Source organism: Peribacillus sp. NPDC058002, assembly GCF_042886655.1.
GTDB lineage: Bacteria > Bacillota > Bacilli > Bacillales > DSM-1321 > Peribacillus > Peribacillus aracenensis.
This window is the reverse complement of the sequence record NZ_JBHVQU010000013.1, coordinates 47751-53962: the sequence shown is the minus strand read 5'-3', so window position 1 is coordinate 53962 and position 6212 is coordinate 47751. Positions and strand designations below refer to the sequence as shown.

The 6212-nt window shown below is 41.4% G+C and carries 6 protein-coding genes and 1 riboswitch; of the genes, 5 read left to right on the top strand and 1 reads right to left on the bottom strand.

The window, feature by feature from the left end; genetic code table 11:
- The 4 genes from ACFVSH_RS04910 to ACFVSH_RS04895 all read left to right on the top strand — a co-directional run.
- The coding region (locus ACFVSH_RS04910; RefSeq protein ID WP_387705107.1) for an electron transfer flavoprotein subunit alpha/FixB family protein at positions 1 to 668 on the top strand (668 nt) is incomplete at its 5' end.
- A gap of 198 nt (positions 669 to 866) precedes the next feature.
- The gene (gene trxA, locus ACFVSH_RS04905) at positions 867 to 1187 is read left to right on the top strand and encodes a thioredoxin (protein WP_328113193.1); all 321 of its coding nucleotides are present in this window, start codon (positions 867 to 869) and stop codon (positions 1185 to 1187) included.
- A gap of 102 nt (positions 1188 to 1289) precedes the next feature.
- Positions 1290 to 3062 carry an excinuclease ABC subunit UvrC gene (gene uvrC, locus ACFVSH_RS04900; RefSeq protein WP_387705105.1) on the top strand — a complete coding sequence of 591 codons (1773 nt, stop codon included), beginning with the start codon at positions 1290 to 1292 and terminating at the stop codon, positions 3060 to 3062.
- 61 nt (positions 3063 to 3123) lie between these two features.
- Positions 3124 to 3300: riboswitch (Lysine riboswitch) on the top strand.
- Between the two features lie 88 nt (positions 3301 to 3388).
- Entirely contained in the window at positions 3389 to 4621 is a 1233-nt protein-coding gene (locus ACFVSH_RS04895; RefSeq protein WP_387602539.1) for an aspartate kinase, read from the top strand.
- A gap of 62 nt (positions 4622 to 4683) precedes the next feature.
- Here the strand turns inward: ACFVSH_RS04895 and ACFVSH_RS04890 are convergent, their stop codons facing one another.
- The gene (locus ACFVSH_RS04890; protein ID WP_387602541.1) at positions 4684 to 5154 is read right to left on the bottom strand and encodes a YslB family protein; all 471 of its coding nucleotides are present in this window, start codon (positions 5152 to 5154) and stop codon (positions 4684 to 4686) included.
- Between the two features lie 384 nt (positions 5155 to 5538).
- Between ACFVSH_RS04890 and ACFVSH_RS04885 the strand changes: the two genes are divergently transcribed.
- Positions 5539 to 6147, top strand: a complete 609-nt coding sequence (locus ACFVSH_RS04885) for a succinate dehydrogenase cytochrome b558 subunit (RefSeq protein WP_387602544.1) — start codon at positions 5539 to 5541, stop codon at positions 6145 to 6147.
- The last annotated feature ends 65 nt before the right edge of the window (positions 6148 to 6212 follow it).

The window sequence follows — 6212 nt, the reverse complement described above, 5'->3', positions numbered from 1 at the left end:
CACCTAAATTGGCTGGAAAGCTTGAATCAGGTTTGATCTCGGACGTTACATTTATTGAAGAAGAAGGCGGAAATATCGTTTTCACCCGCCCGATATATTCTGGTAAAGCATTTGAAAAGAAAATTGTTACGGATGGCGTGATATTCGCGACAATCCGTCCGAACAATATCGAACCATTAGCTAAAGATGAGTCCCGCTCTGGTGGTGTTTCTACATTAAGTGTGGACATTAAGGATTTACGTACAATCATTAAAGATGTTGTCAGAAAAGCTAGTGAAGGGGTCGACCTTTCAGAAGCGAAAGTAATCATCGCAGGTGGACGGGGCGTGAAAAGTGAAGATGGTTTTGAACCGTTAAAGGAACTTGCACAAGTTCTTGGCGGAGCGGTAGGAGCTTCACGCGGAGCATGTGATGCGGACTATTGCGATTACTCTTTGCAAATCGGGCAAACGGGTAAAGTCGTAACACCTGACCTTTATATCGCCTGCGGAATTTCCGGTGCGATCCAGCATTTAGCGGGGATGTCCAACTCCAAGGTTATCGTTGCCATCAATAAAGATCCGGAAGCTAACATATTCAATGTAGCTGATTACGGAATTGTCGGAGACCTTTTCGAAGTCGTTCCATTACTTACGGAAGAATTCAAAAAACTAAAAGTTAACGCTTAAAATAATACAAATTAGGGGGCAAGACATTTGGCATAAGCCGACACATGTCTTGCCCCTTTATTTGGGCTAAGAGGCAAGGACTTCGGCCTGCATATTTATTCTTTTTTTGGACATCCTACCACTGAAGCAAAATATTAGCATCGATTCGAGCAACAATGGTATACTGTCTTTAGTTATTTGAGTAAATTTGAGGAGGAAATATATATGGCTATTGTAAATGCAACTGACCAAACTTTCACAACAGATACTAGCGAAGGTGTTGTTCTTGTAGATTTTTGGGCTCCATGGTGCGGACCTTGTAAAATGATCGCTCCAGTTCTTCAAGAACTTGATACTGAAATTGGCGATACAGCAAAAATCGTAAAAGTGGATGTAGATGAAAACCAAGAAACAGCAGGAAAATTCGGTGTAATGAGCATCCCGACATTAATCGTCCTTAAAGACGGTGAAGTGGTTGATAAGGTTGTTGGTTTCCAACCTAAAGAAGCACTTGCTGAACTTATTGCAAAACACGCGTAATAGTAAGTTAGCTAAAAAAAGCTTCAAGTCTGCGGACTTGAAGCTTTTTTCGCTATCTTGATATATAATGATTGTAAAAATGGGAGAACAGGAGGCTGAATCATGAATCAACAAATAAAGAATAAACTTGCCCTTCTTCCCGATCAACCTGGTTGTTATTTAATGAAGGATCGTCAGGGAACGATCATATATGTAGGCAAAGCGAAGGTGTTGAAAAATCGTGTCCGATCTTATTTTACGGGATCTCATGATGGAAAAACATTTCGGCTCGTGAATGAGATTGAGGATTTCGAATACATCGTCACCTCTTCCAATATCGAGGCTCTTATTTTAGAGCTGAACTTAATCAAAAAACATGACCCAAAATATAATGTCATGCTAAAGGATGATAAGACGTATCCTTTCATCAAGCTGACTGCGGAACGCCACCCGCGTCTAATCATTACGCGAAAAGTCAAAAAAGACAAAGGGAAATATTTCGGTCCTTATCCGAATGCATTTGCAGCTAACGAAACGAAAAAATTGCTCGACCGCATCTATCCCCTAAGAAAATGCAATACTTTACCAGATCGCGTTTGTCTCTATTATCATCTTGGCCAGTGCCTGGCCCCATGTGTATATGAAGTAGAGGAACAGGAATATAAAAAAATGGTGGATGATATCAACCGGTTCTTGAACGGCGGTCATACTGAAATAAAAAAAGAACTGACTGAAAAAATGCTAGTGGCATCTGAAGAGCTCGATTTCGAGAGGGCCAAGGAGTTCCGTGACAAGATTGCCCACATTGATATTACGATGGAGAAGCAAAAAATGATGACGACCGATTTCGTCGACAGGGATGTATTTGGCTTTGCCTATGATAAAGGGTGGATGTGTGTTCAGGTATTTTTTGTCCGGCAGGGTAAATTAATAGAAAGGGATGTTTCACTTTTTCCGGTCTATGATGAACCCGAACAGGAACTACTTACATTCCTGGGACAGTTTTACGAGATTACGAACCATTTTAAACCAAAGGAAATCTTGCTCCCTGAATCAGTGGATGCCGAAATGGCCGAAGGGCTGCTTGGGGTCAAAACGATTCACCCCAAAAGGGGGGCGAAAAAAGACATGCTTAAATTGGCGAATAAAAATGCCTCCATCGCCCTTCAGGAAAAATTCTCTTTGATTGAAAGGGATGAAGAAAGAACGATCAATGCGGTGGAAAACCTCGGGAACCAACTGGGCATCTACACCCCGCATCGAATTGAAGCTTTCGATAACTCCAATATCCAGGGAAGTGACCCTGTTTCCGCTTTAGTCGTGTTCATTGATGGGAAGCCGGAAAAAAGAGAGTACCGAAAATATAAAATCAAAACAGTCCAGGGACCTGATGATTATGAATCGATGCGTGAAGTGATCAGAAGAAGGTATTCACGAGTATTGAAAGAAGGGCTGCCGCTACCGGACTTGATCATCATTGATGGCGGAAAGGGACATGTCGAAGCCGTACGGGATATTCTGGAGAATGAATTGGGCCTTGAGATTCCGCTTTCAGGTCTCATTAAGGATGAAAAGCATAGGACATCTCAATTGATGATCGGAAATCCTCTTGAAATCGTACCTCTTGATTCTCGGAGCCAGGAATTTTACCTATTGCAAAGAATTCAGGATGAAGTGCATCGGTTCGCGATTACTTTTCATCGCCAGCTACGCGGGAAAAATGCGGTTCACTCCCAGCTTGATGATATTCCAGGAGTCGGGGAAAAACGAAGGAAGCAATTATTAAGGCATTTTGGATCATTGAAGAAGATCAAAGAGGCAACAGTCGAGGAAATCATGGAAGCTGGAATGCCAAAAGGGGTAGCCGAGGGAATCGTTAGAAAATTACAAGAATAATCTTGCTACCGATAAATCACTATGCTATGATTAAAAGGAATTTTTAACTAGACAACTTAAAAGTGCTGATAGAGGTGCGGAATTCAAGAGTAAAGACCTGGAGAAGTATGAGCTTCCATGAAAGGTTTTGAAAGGGGATGACGCCGAAGGAAGACAAGACTCATACCTTGTTTTCCTGGTCCGACATTTAATAAATGGCGGATTGTCAGGGTTTATACCCTGGAGAGCTATCTCACTGTGTTTACAGTATTGGATATGTGATCACAGCAATGAGATATTTCTCATTGCTTTTTTTATTGCCTAAAAAGTAGAGAGGGTGCATGAGGATGGCATTAATCGTTCAAAAATTCGGCGGAACATCCGTCGGTAGCGTAGAAAAAATCAAAAATGTTGCCAATCGGGTAATCGAGGAAGCGGAGAATGGAAATGAGGTAGTCGTCGTTGTTTCAGCCATGGGGAAAACAACGGACCAATTGGTTTCCATGGCCCGTGATATTTCCGGAACCCCGAGCAAAAGGGAAATGGATATGCTATTGACCACTGGGGAACAGGTAACGATTTCCCTGTTAACGATGGCATTGATTGAAGAAGGGCATGAAGCCATTTCGTATACTGGCTGGCAGGCTGGCATGCAAACGGAATCCGTTCATGGGAATGCCCGGATTTTAAACATTGATGCTTCAAGGATCCAAGCTCAGCTTCAACAGAAGAAAATAGTGGTCGTGGCCGGTTTCCAGGGGAACGATGTAAATGGGGAAATCACTACATTGGGGCGAGGCGGTTCAGATACGACGGCGGTTGCCATCGCTGCAGCTCTGAATGCGGATAGATGCGATATTTATACGGATGTAACAGGTGTTTTCACAACGGATCCACGCTACATAAAAGGCGCGCGAAAACTCCAATCCATTTCTTACGATGAAATGCTGGAACTTGCCAACCTAGGGGCGGGCGTCCTCCATCCAAGGGCTGTCGAATATGCAAAAAATTATCAAATTCCGCTTGAAGTCCGTTCAAGCATGGAGAGAGAATCAGGAACGATCATTGAGGAGGAAGCAACTATGGAAGAAAACTTAATTGTACGCGGCATTGCTTTTGAAGACAGTATTACGAGGGTCACAATTTATGGTTTGCCCCAATCACTTGGTGCATTATCCACAATCTTCACGACACTTGCGAAAAACCGGATCAATGTGGACATCATCATTCAAAGCATGACAGCCGAGGATACGACCAATCTATCTTTTTCCACAAAAAGTGGAGATACGGAAGCGGCCTTGATCGTGCTGGAAAATAATAAAGAACGATTGGGATTCGACCGGGTCGAAACGGAGAGCGGGTTGGCCAAAGTGTCCATCGTCGGTTCTGGTATGGTATCCAACCCCGGTGTGGCTGCCGAGATGTTTGAAGTGATGGCCAATACAGGCATCCAGGTGAAAATGGTCAGCACATCGGAAATTAAAGTTTCGACTGTCGTCAATGAAAAGGAAATGGTGAAGGCGGTTGAATCCCTTCATGAAGCATTTAAACTTGGTCAGCATGCAAATGTGCTAGCTTAAGTGCAGGAGTCCAATAAAAAACAGACTTCCGGTAAAAAGGGTAAGTCTGTTTTAAGGGCTAATTAGATTGGATCTCTGGGATCCCATTGGATGGTGAATATCACTTTTTTTGCGCGGCGTTTGATTTCTTCCGTTGATTCGCTGAGGAATTTTTTTTGCAGTGAAAACTGCTCGGCAAGGAAACCGGCTTCAAGCTGGAAGTGACAATCAGGGTGTAAGTCCAAGCGGCGGCTGATTATTTCACCCGTCAGGGATAATTCCATCTCGTGTTTCGTATACTTCATGATTTCAAGATTGCCCCATCCGGCGCTTTGGAAAAATTCAATAACTTCCTGATCGCCATTCAACGGGAATTTTCTTGCTAATTGTTTACCTGCCCAATAGAGGATTTGATTAGAGTCTTTTCCGAGAACATCGTTCAATAGAACTTCTCTGATTAATTCGTACCCGAAAGCTGGAACTTTGAATTCCTCAGCTTGAATTTCTTCAGTTTGAATCTCTTCTTCTATCGCAGCAGCAATATTTTTTTTCATAATTTATCGCCTCTTTCTGTAAATCTATTATAAACGTATTTCTTTTTCAAATTATACTGTTTTTTATTTATTTAAATAGCAAATGGAAAAAAATGAGAAATTATAGCGGGATATTAATAGATTAATTTGTAATTTCTCCAAAATATATACTTGATAGATTAAAAATTGACAATTTAATCCAATAAAATCTATTCTGAAAAAGAGATTTCTTGTATCCGTTTTCTTGACGCACATTGAAGTCAGGAGTAAAATGGACATGTCACATAATTGTAAAGGAAGTATAGAGGAGTTTTTTTGACTCTATACTATATTTTCACGCGGAGATAAAAGGTAGCCACCAGATTATCTTTGCATGATTTTTCACAAATTAAGGGGGGGCACTTAGTGGCAAAGAATCGTGAGTTTGGGAATCGCAGGCTTCATTCACTTCTAGGAGTAATTCCAATTGGTCTATTCCTAATTTTTCATTTATCGGTAAACTTTATGGCAACAAAAGGAGAAGAGACTTTTAATGGGGCAGTTCATTTGATTGAATTTACGCCCGTAAAGCTTTTGGTTGAATGGGTCGTCATCTATCTACCAATCCTTTTCCATGCTGTATACGGAATTTATATTGCCTTTACAGCAAAAAACAATTTGGGGAGATTTAGCTTCTTCCGTAACTGGATGTTCATGCTGCAACGCTTGACTGGAATCATAACTTTGATCTTCCTTGTTTGGCACATTTGGGAAACTAGAGTCCAAGCAGCTCTAGGGGCAACAGTTGATTTCGATATGATGGCGGAAATTTTCTCTAATCCATTCATGATCGGGTTCTATATTGTCGGTATTATCTCAGCAATTTTCCACTTTGCTAATGGATTATGGTCATTTGCAGTGAGCTGGGGTCTGACAGTTTCACCAAGATCGCAAAGAATCATGACATACTTTACATTGATCGTTTTCGTTCTTCTTTCTTATATCGGAGTTAGTGCAATTTTCGCTTTCGTATAAGAAGATAGAGTTCATTTATAAGTATTAGGAAAAACATAGCTTGGCTAATGGAAATAAGGGAGTGA

Coding starts and splice junctions, on each gene's coding strand:
- uvrC (WP_387705105.1), top strand. CDS start 1,290: ATGAATCAACAAATAAAGAATAAACTTGCCCTTCTTCCCGATCAACCT.
- ACFVSH_RS04895 (WP_387602539.1), top strand. CDS start 3,389: ATGGCATTAATCGTTCAAAAATTCGGCGGAACATCCGTCGGTAGCGTA.
- ACFVSH_RS04890 (WP_387602541.1), bottom strand. CDS start 5,154: ATGAAAAAAAATATTGCTGCTGCGATAGAAGAAGAGATTCAAACTGAA.